This window comes from Agathobaculum sp. (genome assembly GCF_034098985.1).
Classification (GTDB): domain Bacteria; phylum Bacillota; class Clostridia; order Oscillospirales; family Butyricicoccaceae; genus Agathobaculum.
The window spans coordinates 38152-56468 of the sequence record NZ_JAXEOA010000016.1 but is presented as its reverse complement, the minus strand read 5'-3'; the positions used below and the strand labels follow the sequence as shown (position 1 = coordinate 56468).

Genomic DNA, 18317 nt, shown 5'->3' with positions numbered 1-18317 from the left:
TCATATATTATTTTGAGGAGGCGACCGGAATGGAGGACGCGATCCGAAAGACCGAAGACGGCTGCTCCTGCGGCCACGACCACGGGCAGGATCATACCGGCCATGAGCATCATCACCACCGCGGGGAGGAATGCGCCTATAGGTATGAACACCATCCCCACCACGAGGATGACTGCGGCTGTGGGAATGAGCATCATCACCACCACAGCGAAGCCTGCGCCTGCGGGCACGACCATGGCGCGGTACACGAGACGCACCATGACGAGGCCCGTCATGGGAACGCGACAGGGAAAAAACGGGTATATACCATGGAAAACCTGGGCTGCGCGCACTGCGCGTCACAGATGGAGCAGAAGATCGCGGCTCTGCCGGGCGTCAGCGACTGTGTGCTGGTTTATGAGACAAAGCAGCTTCGCGTGACCGGGGACGACCCGGACGCGCTACTGCCGCGCATCCGCGAGATCTGCGCGTCCATCGAGAGCGGCGCAAAGGTGCTCGCGCCTGAGGCGGAGGAGCACGAACACGCGGAAGGCGGCCATCCGCTGGCAAGCCTCGGCGTGGGCGCGCTGCTGTTCGCAGGCGGCCTGTTCGCGCCTGCGGGACTGCCCAAATTCGTGCTGCTCATCGCGGCGTATCTGGTGCTGGGCTGGCGCGTGCTGTGGACCGCGCTGCGCAACATCCTGAAAGGCCGCGTGTTTGATGAGAATTTTCTGATGTCGATCGCGACCATCGGCGCGGTCGCGATCGGGGATTATGCCGAGGCGGTCGGCGTGATGCTGTTCTACCGCGTGGGCGAATATTTTGAGGACCGCGCGGTCGAGCGCTCGCGCCGCCAGATCATGGGCGCGGTCGACCTGCGCCCCGAGATCGTGCAGCTTGTCGAGGACGGCGGCGTGCGCGAACTTCCCGCGGGCGAGGCCAAGCCGGGCGATATCGTGCTCGTCCGTCCGGGCGACCGCGTGCCGCTCGACGGCGAGGTCATCGAGGGCGACAGCCGGCTCGATACCTCGGCGGTCACGGGCGAGCCGGTACCGGTGCATGTCGGCGTGGGCGACCGGGCCATGTCGGGCTGCGTCAACACGGACGGGTTACTCAAACTCCGCGTGACGCACGCGCTTTCCGAAAGCATGGTCACACGTATTCTGGACAGTGTGGAAAACGCGGCCGCCAACAAGCCCAGGCTTGACCGGTTCATCACGCGCTTCTCTCGCATTTACACCCCGGCGGTCGTCGCGGTCGCGGCGCTGACGTGGCTCGTGCCCGGCCTGCTGTTCGGCGACTGGAGCTATGGCAAGACCGCGCTGACGTTCCTCGTCATCTCATGCCCGTGCGCGCTCGTGCTTTCGGTGCCGCTGACCTATTTCGCGGGTATCGGCGCGGGCTCCAAGCGCGGCATCCTGTTTAAGGGCGGCGTGTCGCTCGAGGCGCTGGCCGACGTGAAGACGGTCGTCATGGATAAGACCGGCACGGTCACAAAGGGCACGTTCGAGGTGCAGCAGGTGCTGCCCGCGGGCGGCGCCGGAGAAACCGAACTGCTCGCGCTGGCGGCGGCGTGCGAGGCCGCGTCTACCCACCCCATCGCGAAATCTATTTTGGCGGCGGCGGAGGCGCGCGGTATCCCGGCACAGGCGGCGGAAACCGTGCGCGAACAGGCCGGTGAGGGCGTGGAAGCGGCCATCGGCGGCAAAACCGTGCTGTGCGGCAACCGCAAGCTGATGGAGCGGCACGGCGTTGACCTCAGCGCTTACCGCGGCGTAAAGGGCAGCACCGAGGTGCTGCTCGCGGCGGACGGGCATTTCCTGGGGCATATCGCAATCGCGGACACGGTCAAGGCCGACGCGGCAGACGCGGTGTCGCGGATGCGGAAGTACGGCCTTAAAACCGCCATGCTGACCGGCGACGGGCAGGATGCGGCGGACGCGGTGGCGCAGGCGGTCGGCATCGACGAGGTGCGCGCGCGCCTGCTGCCCGGCGACAAGCTCGACGCGCTGCGCGATATCCGGCAGCAGGGCGGGGCTGCGCTGTTTGTCGGCGACGGTATCAACGACGCCCCCGTGCTCGCGGGCGCGGATGTGGGCGCGGCCATGGGCTCGGGCGCGGATGCGGCTATTGAGGCCGCCGACGTGGTGTTCATGTCGAGCGAGCTGTCCGCGGTGCCCGAGGCATATGGCCTCGCGAAAGCGACCGGACGCATCGCTATGCAGAATATCGTGTTCGCGCTGGCGGTCAAGGCGGTCGTCATGCTGCTGGGCTTTGCGCACATCGCCTCAATGTGGCTCGCAGTGTTCGCGGATTCGGGCGTTGCCCTGCTGTGCGTTTTGAATTCGGTGCGCCTGCTTTACCGGAAATAAATAAAAAGGAGAAAGGCTACCTGCCTTTCTCCTTTTGTTTGTCCGGGAGCTGCGCGAGCACGATGGCGGAAAACATCAGCACACAGCCCAAAAGCTCGCGTGCGGTGAGCTTTTGCCCAAGGATCAGCCAGCCCGCGACCGCCGAGATGACCGATTCCAAACTCATGATGAGCGAAGCGACGGTCGGGTTCATGCCTTTCTGCCCGATGATCTGCAGCGTGTAGCCCACGCCGGAGGACAGCATGCCGGCATACAGCACGGGCACCCACGCGGCGGCAAGCTGCGAAAGCGAGGGCTGCTCGAACAGGAACATGCCCGCGCCCGCGATCGCCGCGGCCACAAAGAATTGGATGCACGACATTTTGACCCCGTCCGCCTTGGGCGAAAAATGGTCGATCACCAAAATATGCAGGGAAAAGAGCACGGCGCACAGCAGCATAAGCGCGTCGCCGCGGCCGATCGAAAGCCCGTCCTTAATGCAGAGCAGATAAAGCCCCAAGAGAGACACCGCTACGCCGCACCAGACGAATTTGCCGCATTTCCTGCCGAACAGCAGGCCGATGAGCGGCACGATTAGGATATAGCACGCGGTGAGAAAGCCGCCCTTGCCGACGGTCGTGTATTGAATGCCGATCTGCTGTGCCGCGCTCGCGAAGCACAGCACGATGCCGCAGCAGGCGCCGCCGAGAAGCAGGGTTTTTCGCGCGCTTCGCCGCTCGGCCGGGGATTCGCCCGCGTGTCCCGGCCCGGCTTTCGACAATACTGCGACCACGGGCAAAAGCGTCACGCCGCCGATTAGCGAGCGGGCGCAGAGGAACGTCAGCGGCCCCACATCGTCCATCGCGATGCTCTGTGCGACAAATGCCGTCCCCCAGATCGTGGCGGTCAGCAGTAAAATCAAGGAATTGCGCAGTTTCATCTCTTTCCCCCATATCCGCGCCGGGCGCGGTCGTTTGTTTTATGTCTAACGACGCTCGGCTTGACCGTCGGGTGCGCAATACCCGGGTCTCCAACTATACTCATTATACCACGAGAAGTTGAACATTCAAGAATACAAATCGTATCGCGCGGTAAATACCTCTTCAAGGCGAACGTTATCATTGTTGCTATGACTTCCCAACCGATTGCAACGGTCAATTTGAAATAAAATATATGTAGGATGCTGAGATGTGGAGGTAGAGCCTTTGTTTGTTATGTTGCCGGTTTCGGAACGGGAGCCCTGGATTCCACTTTCTCTATGGCTTCAGCAAGCTGCCGTTTTTGCTGATCCGGCATACCAATGTAGTTGTACATTAGGAACCGGGTATCAATAACGATGCCTTGTACACGCTCGTAGTTCTTTGGATCAGGTTTCCAGTCGCCGACAGCCTCACCGATGTTTCCAATATTGTCTGTCACGCGCGGCATGGGATTGCCGTCAGCTCCCATTTCAAAGAAGGGGTTATCCTCACGATTGAACGGCATAATAAATGCGTTATACAGCTTGGCACTCGGCACGCTTTTGGCACGCTCAATGTACTCCCCATAGGTAATCTGCTTGTTGATGTCGGGACCGTTCGGCAGATGCCCAGGATTGCCGCTATATCCATATCGGTACAGCTTTGCGTCCAACACATAAATCTTGCCGTTGTAAATCATTATGGTATCCGGCTGTAGCGGAGTTTTTGACCTGTTGGGGCCATAATCAAGCAGCCACCTTGTGCGCGGGAAATATCGCTCCTTGTCCCCAATACCGAATGCCTTATCGATCATTTTTTCCCAAATACGCTCAAAGAAATCTGTGCCGAAGAAGTATTGCTTTTCGGAAGACTTCTCGTCAATGTATTTAAGCATGGAAACCATAGCAGAAAACAGTTCTTGCTCCACGTCATTGTGCGTAGATGCCAGTTTCTTTTCCAATATGTAAATGGCTTCCTTGTTATCAGGATACGGTCCCAACTTCTCCGGCATATAGGGAACATAGAGCCATCCTATTTTATTGAATGCCTCGTATACGCAATACCGGTGAATCTGCGTAATTTTTTTATTAGCATTAGGCGTAACAGAACGAACCGTCATGTTTGTAAAAATTAGGGAGCCATTCTTCTGTACCAATGCTCTCTGCTCCCGCACAGTACGCGGCCATGATGCGTTGCCTCTGGTATCCGTCTTGAAACGCGGATCCGTTTCGATATAATAGCGACCTGTGCGCAGAAAATCTCGAATTACCTTAAGGTAAGCATGCATTGGAAAGTCAACGGTTCTCGGTGCCACAAACCTTGATTCCTCTATCAGCTTGTCCTCCTTCATGAAGGCGGCAAGCACGTAGAACAGATTGTTTATATCCGCACGGAGATCATCGTCATTTGGTGGAAGCTGATAACCTATAGGGAAATAGACTACGGCATCATCGGTATCCGCTTTTACGCCGACAAAACGATCTCCTTCGTCATTTTGATTGACGTGGCAACGGTCTCTAATATTCTTTTGTAAATTCATATCCACTGACCACCTCGCTTTCCATTTGGGGACATCTTCATGCCCGGGTATCAGGATAGAGAGACGCCTGAACGGTTGGCTTGAAAATCTTAAATCGTTCACGCCCTTTTGAATATACAAAGGTACGGATGACCTGTTCCAAACTCTCCATGTGATCGGTATCAAACAGTGCCTCTGGATTAAATTTAAACGCATCGTCCCACAAATATTTGATGACTTTCTCCGGGAACACACGATTGTGTATTAGCGCCTCTCTGATAATAGCAAGCCTTTGCTGTTTATCTTCCGACATACCACCAGTCGCTTCATTACGCACAAGGTCATTGTACTCCGCAAGGAGCGAAGGATATTCCTCCGAAGGTGCTGCACGGTGATCAAAGGTCACATCGCTTTCATGAATGAAATAAACGCCCAGCCTTTTATCCTCGGCAGATGCCATCTTCACTTTGTTGCTAACGATGATGGCGTTAATTTTTTCGCAGAATGACTGCCATGTAACTTCTGTATCAAGAATCTGAGCATTGGCAAGGGATAAGCGGACATGATCAAAATTATTCTCAATCAGGCGCATTCCCCATCTGCGCTGGAAAGCCGTGTCTAGGGTGAACACATTTTGATCGGAAGTATTCATCGTACCTACAAAAGAAAGATTTGAAGGAATACGTACCTTGTGAGCAGGATCGCCGTATATTTTTTCCGCCATATATTTGTGTGTGATACCGTATTCGCTTGTACCAATCGGATAGGTGATTCCTTCTACTGTCTTCGGTTCCACCATCCTGTCCAACAACTGGAACACTTCGCCAAAGATTGCAGGAGCATTGCCGCGGTTCAATTCTTCAATAATTAGGATATATTCGCGCATAGGATGCCTATATGCATCGCTTAAAATTGTAGTGAAGGGACCGGGCGTGAACTCATATGTTACTTGCTTATCAGCATCTACAACCGGAAGAATCTGCCCGATAAAGTCTGCATTTGTATAGTCTGGATGAAATACCAAACGTTCAACAACGCTGTCTTTATGGCAATACTCATGCTCTATTGTCCAGCTCTTACCAGAACCAGGCACGCCGTACAATAGTATATTCGCCCCCCTGTTTATGCGTTTTCCTTCATCAATTTCACATTCTTCGTGCGTTTCAATGGTTTCATTTCCCCAAGAAGAAACCATATTCATCATCAGGGACATAATCTGCCGATACTGTTCGCCCGTTATATTGATGACCGACTCCGTTTGCTCTCTTGCATTGATTAGCTCCTGAAGCTCAGAAGAAACAGCCGTAAGTCTTGCGCCCATCTTTGTTTCGAAGATTTTTTCAAGGTATAACTGCTGTTTGCCCTGATCAAAGCCCACATCAAAAAGGTAACAAAATGTCTTCACCGTTCCTGCAACGTATCCAACGACCTTATCTCCTTCAACAAGTGTATCCAAAGGATCGGGATACCCTTTTAACATAAGAGAAACAGAGCACTTTTGTCCATGTCCCACCAAGGAAAAGGCCTTTACTTTTTCTTCAAGAATCAGTATATAGCAGTTCATATTTTGTCTCCTTCTGCATTTATAGTATCAATCTGCGAAAGCATGTATGTTTTCATTCTTGCAAGCCTTTTATCCGCATCCCCATTACTGATTTCTATATAATCTAAATACTCGTAATTGGGCAAAATGCTTTTATCATCGATTAGCAAATCATACGCTGCTGTATCTGCAGGAGACGTCTTTTTCTTCATTTTTGGTCCAAGATACTTAATATTTAATTTCACTCGCTCATTCTGGTAAATGACATCCACCAAATAGTTATTATTCGTCTTGTAAGGTTCCAAACGCTGTGGAGTCAGAATCTCAACCCAGTCCTTATTTTTTTGAAATACAATTACATCTCTATGGTTGAAGTCCAGGTACAAGACACTGCTATCGCCGTTTTCAACTTTTTCAATCAGTATTTCATCCCCAACATTAGCATTCACACGGCGAAAATACTGCCCTAACCCCGATATTCTCTCTTGGTTGTTTTGTCCGGTTTGAACATATTTAATATTCGAGTTTTCAGGAGTATAAAGAACGCCTTCAACACGATCAAATATGGTCATTGCTTGCTGATTCTCCAACATTTGAGACAAATCTACATCTCTTGGAATAGCTATGTAGGTATCATTTGTGACGCCTTCTCCAAGTTCCGTTGCATTCAATCGTTTAATAAAGCTCTCAATTTTCATCCTTATCACCGCCTAACAGTCTTATCAATTCATGTGCTATTCCTTTTGCCATTAGTGGAGGCACAGCGTTTCCTATCTGAATGTACGTTTTTAAATAAGGCCCAAGGAAGAAATAGTCATCTGGGAAGGACTGTACCCTGGCGGCTTCTCTGGGCGTCAGAGTCCTTGCCTCTGCCGGGTGAATATGTGAATGACAATCCGAACGCAAATGTGCCGTAATTGTTCGGCACGGTCTATCCGCATAAAGCTTAAAATACTTGTCCTTAAACTTGTCATTCCTATGTGCGTAGGGCATAATGTCGGCAATTTTAGGATCGGTAGCATCGTCCCCAGGATTCAATCTACGGTATATCTCATGATTAATAGGACTGCAATATCTTGCTTTATGGTTATACACAAGCGGAATAGTTCTGCCATCATTTATAAGCCGAAGGTATTCGTTTTCGCGGCCATCAAACGGATTAACGTCAATCTTGCGTCCTGCCTCTTCAGTATCTAATTCTCCTACGCCCATGACTTCCGGCGGTTCCAAAGGCCTTACACCTTCTAACGCAGCTGATAAGTTAAACACAGGGGCTTGTACTCTGCTTGCATCAATAGCCTTAAATATACCATCTGGTGTTGTGCCGGTTCTTTCCACAATATCATTTCGAATCGCAATATATATGAGCCTTTCCCGACTTTGTGCTACCGAAAAATCAGTAGAATTAAGCAGCCGATAAGCTATTTTATAGTGGTATTTTTGCCCCCCTTTTTTTGCACATATAGATTCATAATCTTCAACCACTTGGTCTGCGACTTTTAGCATCCCTCTTACATTTTCCATAACCACAATTTTAGGAGCGAGTTTCTCAATCGCCTTAATGTAATATTTATACAGTTCATTTCGGGGATCGTTGATTACCCTGTGATGCTTATTTGCAGAGCTAAACCCCTGACATGGCGGCCCGCCTATGACAATGTCTATATCCTCGGCAATATAGTCATCAATTCTATCCACTATCTTTCTGATATCACCGCATATAACATTATCTTCCGAAATTTCAGGATGATTGTACTTATATGTTTCAATGCAAAGATCATCTATATCATTTGCAAAGACCACACGACAACCTTCTTTAATAAATCCTAAACTGAATCCGCCTGCACCACAAAATAAATCCACTAAACGCAACTTTGCCGACTTTGACTCCTTGCACTGCAACGCTTTTCGGGATGTTTTATTTAACTGATGAAGATAAGGATCATATACATTGCGGTTCCTTGCCACAACCGCTCCACATGCCATTAATTCTTTAAATACTCTCCCCTTGATAAGCACTTTCACCAAGTTAAGATCATTGGCTTGCTGTATAAAACCCATTTCTATAAAAAGGTCAATAGCGCTCTCATCACAAGGCACATCCAAAGAGATGCCTTCTTTTTTAGATACAGCCATTACGGTCTTGATAAATACTTCAACCTTTTCTTTATAATAGCGCTTTGTCGCATTATCCCATTTATTTAAGTCCGCAATTGGCTGATACATACATTTATTGCTCCTGTTCTATTTTTTCAAATTGCAACCGCACGGCTTTTGCAATTGCTTCAGCTAACATCGGCGGCACAGCGTTACCGATTTGTTTAAACTGTTCTGATCTTGAACCCTCAAAGACAAAGTCATCTGGAAACGACTGCAATCTTGCAGCTTCCCTCACGGTTATGCTGCGTCCTTGGTCTGGATCAGGATGTATAAACTGGTTTCCATCTTTATATAGATGAGCAATTATCGTTCTGGCCGGCATATCCCACCAATGCACCTTGTAACTGTTGAAAAAAACGCGCTTTTTTTCATGCCCTAAATCTGGTCTGCATTCTAACAGCTCCAAAAAACTCCAGTGGTTTTCTGCCATTACGCGATACCGCTCGACATCTTTTTCATTGTTCATGCGCGCAACATGATCTCGCAGCCTCTTGTCGCTTTTCTTCCTAATTTTCTTCACATAGGAATTGCATGAGTCATATCCGTTAGGGTAATCCATGCTCTTTTCACCCTGCCCCTGTTGAAGCTTTGGAAGATCGCCGATAGCATCCTTTACGGTTACATATTTCTTTAAGCCTTTTTTTGCCTCGTTAGGCGCACCAGGCAAGTAATGTGTCTTTTCAATCGCCTGATATACGTCTTCTGCCGCGATATTAATATCTTTCCTTACTCCAATTAGAATTACACGTTTTCGTTCCTGCGGAACACCATAATTCGTGGCATTGAGTACTATTGTCGCCTCATTGTTTAATACGCGATAATTTCTTCTAAGACGGCGAAGAATCATCTTGAATATGCTTTTTCCCTTGACTTCTGTATCAAGCAGTCCAGTTACGTTCTCAAACACAAAGAACTTTGGTTTGAAATAGTTTAAAACCTTAACATAGTTTTCAAACAAATAGTTTCTTGGGTCATCCTGCATATTATTTTCGTCTTTAGCTTTTCCTAAAGGAGAAAAACTCTGGCACGGCGGGCCACCAATAATAATATCAACCGTCTGTTCTCCAACAACTTTCTTTATTTTAGTAAGAATGTTTTTGGAAGTAATATCCTCCTCCAGGACGGCTTTCTCTGCATCGTCATAGCCATAATACTTCATTCGCGTTTTTAAAGTTTCACAAGCAAAGTGATTGATTTCTACATGAGCCAGCGCATGAAAACCCTGTGCATAGAACCCCTCGCTCAATCCGCCACAGCCTGCAAACAAATCTATAAAATTATATTTTCTATCCAGTTCAGCTGAATTCTTTTTATTTAATCCGCTCATATCAAATGCCTACCACGCTTTCTCTAAAGGCTGCCGTAATTCTATGTATAAGGCAAACCATCATTCCATCGCACTCTTCCCACTCGCAACCCAATTGTCTAATTCAGAGCATTTAAATTTCCATTGCTTCCCAACCTTGTGAGCGGGTACCTCTTTCCCTTTTCTGATCCAGTCACGAATCGTTCCAGGCTTTACGCCAAGATACTCTGCAGCTTCATCAATGTTTATCCATTTATCGTTGCTGACTTCTAACATCTCCATACCTCCGAACGAAATCTCACAGTAAATTATTCTTAATTATAGCGCATCCGCGCACGATTTTAAATATGTTTTCTGTGATTTGTTGTTATTATCTATCATTTGCTTAATACCTTTATACAGCGTCGCGGCATCACCCTTAAACCACAAAAAAGCCACGATATACGGTCGTTTGAACCGTATATCGTGGCTTTTCCGTTGGAGCTGTTGATCGGGATTGAACCGACGACCTCATCCTTACCAAGGATGTACTCTACCGACTGAGCTACAACAGCATTGGCAGGGGCAGTAGGGATCGAACCCACGGCACGCGGTTTTGGAGACCGCTGCTCTACCAGCTGAGCTATACCCCTGTATGTAGGCGGCTTTCCGGGGATTTCGGAAAGCCGCGTTGGCTCCTCAAGTTGGACTCGAACCAACGACCCTGCGGTTAACAGCCGCATGCTCTACCAACTGAGCTATTGAGGAATATCGGTGCTGTGATAGCCTAACTATTATAGCGTGGACGATTTGCATTTGTCAAGAGGGAAATGCAAAGAAACCGCGGGTTTTATCCCCGCGGTTTCGACAAATCCAGTCACTCCGCCAGACGGAAAATCTCCAAAAGCTCCTCTTTGCCGAGCGGCATATGGCTTTTGACCGGGCCGCCCGCTGTTTTCATGGCGTTTTCCGCGAGCAGCTCGTATTCAGAGGGCTTTACACCAAGCTGCGCGATGTGGGTGGGCATTTCGATTTCTTCAAAAAAGCGCTTCAGTGTTTGCACACCCTCTCTTGCCGTGCGTTCGGGGCACGAAAAATCCATTTCCACGCCCAGCACGCGGTTTGCAAGCTGCGCAAAACGCATCACGTCGTGCGGCAGGATAAACGCCGCCCATGCCGGGAACAGAACCGAAAGCCCCGCGCCGTGCGCGATCTCATCGTGCAGGGCGGAAAACTCGTGCTCGATCTTATGCACCGGGAAGAGCCGCGAGCGGCCGCACTCGGTCAGGTTGTTATGCGACACGCTGCCCGCCCACATGAGCGTCGCGCGCGCCTCATAGTCGCGCGGGTCTAAAATGGCGCGGCGGCCCGCGTCGCGCACCGCAATGAGCAGGCCCTCGGCCAGCCGGTCGGTCAGGTCGGTCTCGCCGTCGTTCGGCGTCAGATAGCGTTCGAGCGTGTGCATCATAATGTCGACCACGCCGCAGCCGGTCTGGAATTTGGACACGCTGAACGTGTTTTCCGGGTTGAGGAACGAGATCACAGGGCGGTTGGTCTCGCTCGTAATGCCGCGCTTTTCTTTGGTTTCCTCATTGGTAAGCACGCAGGAATTGCTCATTTCGCTGCCCGCCGCCGCAAGCGTCAGCACCGTGCCGACGGGCAGCGTCCGGTCGGGCGCGGTGCCGGTCGAGGCAAACTCCCATGGGTCGCGCCCGGTCGCCGCGCCCATGGCGATGGCTTTGGCGGAATCGATGACCGAGCCGCCGCCGACCGCAAGGACAAAATCGATTCCCTCGCGCTTAGCAAGCTCCATGCCCTTTCGCGCGAGCGCGACCTTGGGGTTGGGCGAAACGCCGCCCAGCTCGACAAAGCCCAGCCCCGCGTTCCCAAGGCTTTCCTCGACCTTTCCAAGCAGACCGCTCGACCGCGCGCTAGAGCCGCCGAAGTGCACGAGCACCCGTTTCGCGCCCAGCGCTTTCAGTTTGGGGCCGATCTGGCTTTCGATATCGCGGCCGAATACGATCTCAGTCGGTGTGCGCAGCGTAAAGTTTTTCATTTTTGTTCCTCCCGCCCTCGGTTTGTGAGTCCGTTTGATACGTTTATTATATATGCGGCCTTGTCAAAAGTCAAAAAATCAGATAGAATAAATTGTTAAGTTTTTTGCAAAAGGTTGGAGGGCGCCGGTGCATGTATGAGTATTCCTGGCTGCAATGGCTGCTGATTTTTTATATCTACTGTTTTCTGGGCTGGTGCTTTGAATCGACCGTGGTATCGGTGCAGCAGCGGCGGTTTGTCAACCGCGGCTTTCTGCGCGGGCCGATGCTGCCGATCTATGGCTTCGGCGCGACCATGCTGCTGCATATTTCGCTGCCGCTTTACGCGCATCCGGTTCAGCTGTTTTTCTGGAGCATGGTTGCCGCGACCGTGTTTGAATACTTGGTCGGCCTCATTATGGAGACGCTGTTCAAGGTGAAATACTGGGACTATTCCGAGCATAAATTCCAGTTTCAAGGGCGCATCTGTTTGCAGTCGTCGCTGTGCTGGGGGTTGATGGGCCTTATCCTTGCGCGGTTCATCCACCCGCCGGTGGAAAGTCTGGTCATCCATCTGCCGTTTGTGCTGTTGGTGGTCGCGGCTGTGGGGCTGACCGCGCTGTTCGCCTCCGACGTGGCCGTATCCGTGCGCACCGCGCTCGATCTGGCCAAGGTGCTCGAGGAGCTGGATAAGCTTCGCGAACAGGCGGACGAATTGCGCGCGCAGCTCTCCGAGACCGCGATGGTCGGGCTGACAAACCTGTCCTATCGGGTGGATGAGGCGCGCGGCGAATGGTCGGAAAAAATGGATGACGCCAAAGAGCAGATCACCGATGCGGTGGGCGACGCCAAGGAGCAGATCCTGCAAAAGCTGGAGCAGCTTCAGCGCAGCTTCGACGAGCGGGCCGGCGGCCTGAAGCGCACGCGCAAGAGCCTGCTGCGCGGAAACCCGACTGCGCGCTCGGTGCGCTACGATGCGACGCTGCAAAAGCTGAAAAAGCATGTCGGCCCGAAAAAACACGGTTAAATAGACATAAAATGCACAATATGATAGAAAAGCCCGCATTGCAGGCCGCGCGTTTGTTCAGTTTTTCGCTTGCTAAAATACGCGCGCGCGGTGTATATTTAAAGTACCCCATAAAACCAATTCCTTTGATAGGGAAAGGATGACTGATAGAATGGAAAAACGCTTTGTTTACGCGGATAACGCGGCGACCACGCCGCTGTCCGAAACGGCATTCGCGGCCATGAAGCCGTGGCTGACCGAATACTACGGAAACCCCTCCTCGCTGTACCGCATCGGTCGCGCGGCCAAGGAAGCGCTCAATGAGGCGCGAACGGTCGTCGGCAAGTGCTTAAACGCCGCCGAGCCGGTCAATGAAAAAAACGACTACGCACCGGGCGAAATCGTGTTTACGGGCGGCGGCTCGCAGGCTGACAACCTCGCCATCCGCGGCTTTATGCGCGGGCCGGGGGCGAAGGGAAGAAAGCACATCATCACGTCCAAGATCGAGCACCACGCCGTGCTGTACACGTGCGAAGCGCTCGAGAAGGAAGGCTTCCGCGTCACCTACCTCGATGTGGACAAGCAGGGTCGCGTCGATCTCGAGCAGCTCGCGCGCGAGCTCTGCGCGGACACCGCGCTCGTTTCCATCATGGCGGCGAACAACGAGATCGGCACCATCCAGCCCATTGAGGAGATCGCGCGTCTCGCCCATGCGGCGGGAGCGGTGTTCCATACCGACGCGGTGCAGGCGGTCGGCCACATGCCGATCGACGTGCAGAAAATGGGCATTGATCTGCTGTCGCTCTCGGCGCATAAGTTCCGCGGGCCGCGCGGCGTGGGCGTTTTATATGTCAAAAAGGGCGTGGCGCTCGAGCCGCTCGTCTATGGTGGCGGACAGGAGCGCGGCCTGGTTTCCGGCACCGAGAACACCGCCGGGTGCATCGGCCTCGCGGCGGCGATGCAAGAGGCCGTTGAGGGCATGGAAGAAAAAATGGCCTATGTGGGACGTCTGACCGACCGGCTGGTCGAGGGCGTGATGAAAATTCCGTACACGCACTACACCGGCGACCCCGAAAACCGCCTGCCGGGCACGGCGTCGTTCGTGTTTGAGGCGATCGAGGGCGAGGGGCTCATCCTGCGGCTCGACCTTGCGGGCGTGTGCGGCTCGACCGGGTCGGCTTGCTCGACCGGGTCGCTCGATCCCAGCCATGTGCTCATGGCCATTGGCCTGCCGCACGAGATCGCGCACGGCTCGCTGCGCTTGACGCTCGGTGAGCAGAACACCGAGGAGGACGTGGATTACCTCATCGAAGCGGTCACGAACGTGGTTTCGACGCTGCGCTCGATGAGCCCGGTGTGGGAAAACGGCAAACCCAATCTGGCGGCGGCGAGCGAGCTGCATAGCCATTGAGATAAGGAGAATTAACGATGCAATACAGCGAAAAAGTGCTCGACCATTTCACGAACCCGCGCAATGTCGGCGAGATCGAGGACGCGAACGGCGTCGGCGAGGTCGGCAACGCCAAATGCGGCGACATTATGAAAATCTATCTCAAAGTATCGGACGACGGCGTGATCGAGGACGTGAAGTTCAAGACTTTCGGCTGCGGCGCGGCCATTGCCACCTCGTCCATGGCGACCGAGATGGTCAAGGGCAAGACGCTCGAGGAGGCGCTCAAGCTGACAAACAAGGCGGTCGCCGAGGCGCTGGACGGCCTGCCGCCGGTCAAAATGCACTGCTCGGTGCTGGCCGAGGAGGCGCTTCGCAGCGCGATCGCGGACTACTATAAGCGCATGGGCAAGGATCCGACCGCGATCCTCGGCTGCGATATGGACTGTGCCGCGTGCCATGCACACGATCACCACGAGCATTAAGCACAAATTTACCACATACAATTAGGGCAGATTGCAAAATCTGCCCTTTTGGCGTGTTCCAAAACCCTGTGAAAAACGGTAGGTAAAGCGAAATGATTGAAATAACAAAAAGCATCGGGCGGCTGGAGGAATACCAAAAGCTGAAAAAAGCGGTCGAAGCGGGAGAAACGCGGCTGTACGCGGTCGGCCTGTCGGCCATCCATAAGGCGCACCTCGCGGCCGCGCTGCAGGCCGACCTCAAGCGCCCGGTGTGCATGCTGACGGACGACGAGGCCGCGGCCGCGCGCCTGGCCGCCGACATGGCGGGCTTTGCCGAAAAGCCGGTTTTGCAGGTGCCGCACCGCGATTTGGTGATGGTAAACGTCGCGGGCGTGTCGCGCGGGTACGAGCAGAAGCGCGTGGCCGCGCTGGCGCAGATCGCGGGGGCGAAGCTCGTCGCGATGAGCGCGCCCGCCGCGCTGCAGCGCACGCTGCCGCCGGACGCGCTCGCGCAGTCGGTCGTGACGCTTAAAACCGGTGAAAGCGAGCCGCTCGAGCCGCTTCTCCAGCGCTTGACGCGCGCGGGCTACGCGCGCGCGGCGCAGGTCGAGGGCGCGGGGCAGTTTTCGCTGCGCGGCGGCATTTTGGACGTGTTCCCGCCGAACGCCGAGCACCCGTACCGCATCGAGTTCTGGGACGACGAGATCGATTCGATCGCCACGTTCGACGTGGGAAGCCAGCGGCGGCTGGAAACCGCCGAGACGCTTTTCTGCCTGCCCTGCATGGAGGCGCTGCCGCATCTGGCGGAAGGGGGGATCGCCGGGTTATGCGGCCGCATCGCGGACACGCTCAAAACGCGCCGGAAAAAGCACCCCGATCTGACGCTTCACATCGAAAGCGATATCGAACGCCTGCGCGAGACCGGGAGCCTGCCCGCGGCGGACAAATACCTGCCGCTGATCTACGAAAAATTTGCGACCGCGCTCGATTATCTGCCCGAAAACGCGCTGCTGCTCATCGAGGATACGCCGCGCTTTCGGGACGCTTGCCGCGATTTTGCAAACCGCGTGGGCGACGATGTGACCGCGCTTTTGGAGCGCGGCGAAATGCCGCCCGACCTTGCAAACTATACGCTGGATTTCGCCGGCTTCTGCATGGAGCGCCGGCCGCTTCTGCGGCTGGACAGCTTTCTCAATAATATCCCCGAGCTGGCCCCGGCCGCGCTCGAAAACTTTTCCGCCAACCAGATGAACGCCTACGGCGGCAACCTCGACATGGCGGCCGCCGATATCGCGGGCTTCCAGCGGGAAAACAAGGCGGTCGCGGTGGTGTGCGCGAGCGGCCTGCGCTGCCGCAACATGCTCGACGCGCTGTCCGGCATGGGCGTTTCCGCCGCGCTGGACGACCGCCTGCCCGCCCCGGGGCAGGTGCATATCATCGAGGGCGTGCTGTCGGCGGGCTTTGAATACCCCGACCTCGGCCTGATCGTGCTCACCGAGGGCCAGGTGCTCGCGCGGCGCAAAAAGGCCGCGCCCAAAAAATCGAACCGCGACCGCGTCAAATCCTACGCCGACCTGACGCCGGGCGACCTGGTCGTGCACGAGCACCACGGCATCGGCCGGTTTGTCGGCATCGAGCGTATGACGGTCGACGGCGGCGAGCGCGATTTTGTCAAGATCGCGTTTGCGGGCACGGATTTCCTCTATGTCCCGGCGACCAGCCTCGACCTCATCTCGAAATACATCGGCGGCGGCGATACCGAGCGCACCCGGCTCAATCGCTTAGGCGGCGCGGATTGGTCGCGCGCGAAAACACGCGCCAAGGCGGCGGCCAAGGAACTGGCCGAGGGGCTCATCCAGCTCTACGCCGAGCGTGCCAAGCTGAAAGGCTTTGCTTTCCCGGCGGACGACGATTGGCAGCGCGAGTTTGAAGAGGCGTTCCCCTATGAGGAGACCGACGACCAGCTCCGCTGCGTGCAGGAGATCAAGGACGATATGCAGTCCGACCGGCCGATGGACCGGCTTTTATGCGGCGACGTAGGCTTCGGCAAGACCGAGGTGGCACTCCGTGCGGTGATGAAGTGCATCCTCGCGGGCAAACAGGCCGCCATCCTGGTGCCGACCACCGTGCTCGCCCGCCAGCACTACCTGACCGCGATGCAGCGGTTTCAGGGGCATCCGGTGACGATCGAGCTGCTGTCGCGCTATAAGACCGCGTCCGAACAGAAGGTGATTTTGCAAAAGCTCGCGGCCGGGTCGGTCGACCTGGTCATCGGCACGCACAAGCTGTTCCGCAAGGATCTCAAATTTAAGGATCTGGGGCTGCTCGTCATCGACGAGGAGCAGCGTTTCGGCGTTTCCCACAAGGAAACGCTCAAGGAGCTTTCTAAGCAGGTGGACGTGCTGACCCTGTCGGCCACGCCCATCCCGCGCACGCTCGGCATGGCGCTGTCCAACATCCGCGATATGTCGACCATCGAGGAGCCGCCTTTAAACCGCCATCCGGTGCAGACGTTCGTTCTGGAGCACAACGACGGCGTGCTGCTGGACGCGATGCGCCGCGAGCTTGCGCGCGGCGGGCAGGTGTACTATCTGCACAACCATGTGGAATCCATCGCGCGGTGCGCGGCGCGCCTGCAGCAGCAGCTGCCGGACGCGCAGGTGGGCATCGTGCACGGCAAGATGACGCAGAAAGAGGTCACTGCGGCGATGAACGCCATGGCCGACGGTGAGACCGATATCCTCGTGTGTACCACCATCATCGAGACCGGCATCGATATCCCGAACGCCAACACGCTCATCATCGAAAACGCGGATAATATGGGGCTCGCCCAGCTCCATCAGATCCGCGGGCGCGTCGGCCGCTCGGCGCGGCACGCCTACGCCTACCTGACCTACCGGCGCGGAAAGGCGCTTTCTGAAATCGCACAAAAGCGGCTGTCGGCCATCCGGGAATACGCGGCGTTCGGCTCGGGCTTCAAGATCGCCATGCGCGATCTGGAGATACGCGGCGCGGGCAATGTGCTGGGTCCCGAGCAGTCGGGCCATATGATGAGCGTGGGCTACGACCTCTATTTAAAGCTGCTCGAAGAGGCGGTTTTAGAGGAAAAGGGCGGCAGCCCCAAGCCGCGGGTCGACTGTGCGGCCGAGCTGCTGCTCTCCGCCAACCTGCCCGAGCCTTATGTGCCGGATGCGGGGCAGCGCGTCGACCTCTACCGCCGCATCGCGCTCATCCGCTCCGAGGAGCAGAAGAGCGATATGCTTGACGAGCTGATCGACCGTTTCGGAGAGCCGCCCGCGGAGGCGGTCGCGCTGCTGGATATCGCGCTTCTTCGCGCGCGCGCGTCCGACCAGGGCATTTCCGAGATCAAGCAGGCGGACGGGCGGCTGCTCATCACTTTCGCGGAAACCGATTTCAAACGCCTGTCCGCGCTGTGCAGCGACCCCGCCTACAAGGGGCGCCTGCTGCTGAATGCAGGCTCGGCGCCCTATGTGTCGCTCCGGCTTAACAAGGGCGAAGCGCCGCTTGAGATGGCGGGCGAATTGGTCGGCCGGTATGCCGCGACCGTTTAAATCGCACAAAAGGCCTGTTTTCCCCCCGGCTAATTTGCCAAAACTTTCCGCACCGA

Annotated in this window: 13 protein-coding genes and 3 tRNA genes; 5 read left to right on the top strand and 11 right to left on the bottom strand. The window is 54.7% G+C overall.

Going from position 1 to position 18317, the window contains the following annotated elements; genetic code table 11:
• Positions 1 to 29: 29 nt before the first annotated feature.
• On the top strand, positions 30 to 2351 hold the full coding sequence (locus SO058_RS05205) for a heavy metal translocating P-type ATPase (RefSeq protein ID WP_320841931.1): 2322 nt from the start codon (positions 30 to 32) through the stop codon (positions 2349 to 2351).
• Positions 2352 to 2367: 16 nt separating this feature from the next.
• Here the strand turns inward: SO058_RS05205 and SO058_RS05200 are convergent, their stop codons facing one another.
• From SO058_RS05200 to SO058_RS05150, 11 genes are all read right to left on the bottom strand, one after another.
• Complete coding sequence (locus SO058_RS05200) at positions 2368 to 3270, bottom strand: DMT family transporter (RefSeq protein WP_320841930.1); 903 nt, start codon at positions 3268 to 3270, stop codon at positions 2368 to 2370.
• Between the two features lie 272 nt (positions 3271 to 3542).
• A complete protein-coding gene (locus SO058_RS05195) occupies positions 3543 to 4829 on the bottom strand; it encodes an LlaJI family restriction endonuclease (protein WP_320841929.1) in 1287 nt (428 codons plus the stop codon).
• Positions 4830 to 4866: 37 nt separating this feature from the next.
• Positions 4867 to 6372, bottom strand: coding sequence for an AAA family ATPase (locus SO058_RS05190; RefSeq protein WP_320841928.1), 1506 nt, complete (start codon positions 6370 to 6372; stop codon positions 4867 to 4869).
• Positions 6369 to 7049 (bottom strand): hypothetical protein, encoded by a 681-nt coding sequence (locus SO058_RS05185; RefSeq protein ID WP_320841927.1) that lies wholly within the window; start codon positions 7047 to 7049, stop codon positions 6369 to 6371. Before SO058_RS05185 ends, SO058_RS05190 begins: the two co-directional genes overlap by 4 nt.
• On the bottom strand, positions 7039 to 8577 hold the full coding sequence (locus SO058_RS05180; protein WP_320841926.1) for a DNA cytosine methyltransferase: 1539 nt from the start codon (positions 8575 to 8577) through the stop codon (positions 7039 to 7041). Before SO058_RS05180 ends, SO058_RS05185 begins: the two co-directional genes overlap by 11 nt.
• A gap of 4 nt (positions 8578 to 8581) precedes the next feature.
• Positions 8582 to 9838, bottom strand: coding sequence for a DNA cytosine methyltransferase (locus tag SO058_RS05175; RefSeq protein WP_320841925.1), 1257 nt, complete (start codon positions 9836 to 9838; stop codon positions 8582 to 8584).
• A gap of 60 nt (positions 9839 to 9898) precedes the next feature.
• A complete protein-coding gene (locus SO058_RS05170; protein ID WP_320841924.1) occupies positions 9899 to 10093 on the bottom strand; it encodes a helix-turn-helix domain-containing protein in 195 nt (64 codons plus the stop codon).
• 202 nt (positions 10094 to 10295) lie between these two features.
• A tRNA-Thr gene (locus SO058_RS05165) sits at positions 10296 to 10371 on the bottom strand.
• Between the two features lie 2 nt (positions 10372 to 10373).
• A tRNA-Trp gene (locus SO058_RS05160) sits at positions 10374 to 10449 on the bottom strand.
• 39 nt (positions 10450 to 10488) lie between these two features.
• Positions 10489 to 10564 (bottom strand) — tRNA-Asn (locus tag SO058_RS05155).
• A 109-nt stretch (positions 10565 to 10673) separates the two neighbouring features.
• Positions 10674 to 11852 carry an iron-containing alcohol dehydrogenase gene (locus SO058_RS05150; protein ID WP_320841923.1) on the bottom strand — a complete coding sequence of 393 codons (1179 nt, stop codon included), beginning with the start codon at positions 11850 to 11852 and terminating at the stop codon, positions 10674 to 10676.
• A gap of 131 nt (positions 11853 to 11983) precedes the next feature.
• Between SO058_RS05150 and SO058_RS05145 the strand changes: the two genes are divergently transcribed.
• The 4 genes from SO058_RS05145 to mfd all read left to right on the top strand — a co-directional run bounded on the left by SO058_RS05145 (position 11984) and on the right by mfd (position 18261).
• Positions 11984 to 12856 carry a putative ABC transporter permease gene (locus SO058_RS05145; RefSeq protein ID WP_320841922.1) on the top strand — a complete coding sequence of 291 codons (873 nt, stop codon included), beginning with the start codon at positions 11984 to 11986 and terminating at the stop codon, positions 12854 to 12856.
• A gap of 151 nt (positions 12857 to 13007) precedes the next feature.
• Positions 13008 to 14246, top strand: a complete 1239-nt coding sequence (locus tag SO058_RS05140) for a cysteine desulfurase family protein (protein ID WP_320841921.1) — start codon at positions 13008 to 13010, stop codon at positions 14244 to 14246.
• A 17-nt stretch (positions 14247 to 14263) separates the two neighbouring features.
• Positions 14264 to 14710 carry a Fe-S cluster assembly scaffold protein NifU gene (gene nifU, locus SO058_RS05135; RefSeq protein WP_320841920.1) on the top strand — a complete coding sequence of 149 codons (447 nt, stop codon included), beginning with the start codon at positions 14264 to 14266 and terminating at the stop codon, positions 14708 to 14710.
• A gap of 92 nt (positions 14711 to 14802) precedes the next feature.
• Positions 14803 to 18261: a transcription-repair coupling factor gene (gene mfd, locus SO058_RS05130; protein ID WP_320841919.1), complete on the top strand. Its 3459-nt coding sequence runs from the start codon at positions 14803 to 14805 to the stop codon at positions 18259 to 18261.
• The last annotated feature ends 56 nt before the right edge of the window (positions 18262 to 18317 follow it).